Annotated in this window: 1 protein-coding gene; it reads right to left on the bottom strand. The window is 65.4% G+C overall.

The features are described from left to right. A partial coding sequence (locus EN742_RS35395) for an FAD-binding oxidoreductase (protein ID WP_148670549.1) occupies positions 1-1,214 on the bottom strand: 1,214 nt, incomplete at both ends.

Genomic DNA, 1,214 nt, shown 5'->3' with positions numbered 1-1,214 from the left:
GGTTCTGGTTCATGCGGAACAGGTTTTGCGGGTCGTAGCGCTGCTTGATCTCCAGCAACCGGCGATAGTTGCCGCCATAGGCCGCTTCGATCCGGTCGGTCTCGTCCTCCGGCATGAAGTTCACATAGGCCGTGCCGACGGCGTAAGGCCGTGTCGCCTCGTAGATACCGCGAGCCCAATCGATGCAGGCCTTGTCCATTGCCGGCTCGCGCCAGCGGGCATGGACGTTCATGACGAAATGCGAGCTGCGCTGCGGAAACGCGGTGGCATCCGCTTCGACGCGGCCCGCCACCCCGCCGACATGGCCGAAGAATATCTCGCATTCGGGACCCGGAAGCCTCGCAATCGCCGCCGTGGTGACCTCGACCGCGCCGTCGGAAAGCTCGGTGAAGTCATGGCTCTTCCAGTAGTTGCGGGCGCCGGGCGTAAGCAGCGGGTCGAAGGCCTGCTGCCAGCCGGTGAACGGATTGACACCGACGACGTCGGCGATCGGCGAGCCGATGGCGCGCAGCTTCCGGGTCGCCTTTTCGCCGGTCTCGATGTCGCCGCAATAGCACATGGCCAGCACCAGCACCTCCTTGCCGTGCCATTCGGCCGGCAGGAAGGGCAGCGGCGGCGCTTGCCGCATGACCACCCAGCAGGTCAGTTCGTCGGGTGCATCTTCCAGCGCCTGCTTATATTCCCGCAGCACTTTCCCGGCATCGGCGAAGGGATGGACGACAAGCCCCGACAGCACTTGCGGCCCGAACTCATGGAGCTGAAACTCGAACGCCGTGACGACGCCGAAATTGCCGCCGCCGCCGCGCAGCGCCCAGAACAGGTCGGGATTTTCGTTCTGGCTGGCGCGCAGCAATTTTCCGTCGGCGGTGACCACGTCAGCGGAAACGAGATTGTCGATGGTCAGCCCGAATTTGCGGGTGATCCAGCCGAAGCCGCCGCCCAACGTCAGGCCGGCAATGCCGGTGGTCGAATTGATGCCGACTGGCATCGCAAGCCCGAAGGCCTGCGTCTCCCTGTCGACATCGGCAAGCGTGGCGCCGGGCCCGACCCAGGCTCGCCGTGCCGCGACATCGACCCGCACCGACTTCATCAGCGACAGATCGAGCATCAGGCCGCCGTCGCAGACGGCGCTGCCGGCAATGTTGTGGCCGCCGCCACGCACGGAGACGAGGAGCTTGTTTTCCCGCGCGCAATTCACGGCGGCAACGACATCG

Origin of the sequence: Mesorhizobium sp. M4A.F.Ca.ET.020.02.1.1, assembly GCF_004022645.1 — a bacterium.
GTDB lineage: Bacteria > Pseudomonadota > Alphaproteobacteria > Rhizobiales > Rhizobiaceae > Mesorhizobium.
The sequence above is the reverse complement of the archived record's forward strand: the minus strand, read 5'-3'. Positions and strand labels throughout refer to the sequence as shown.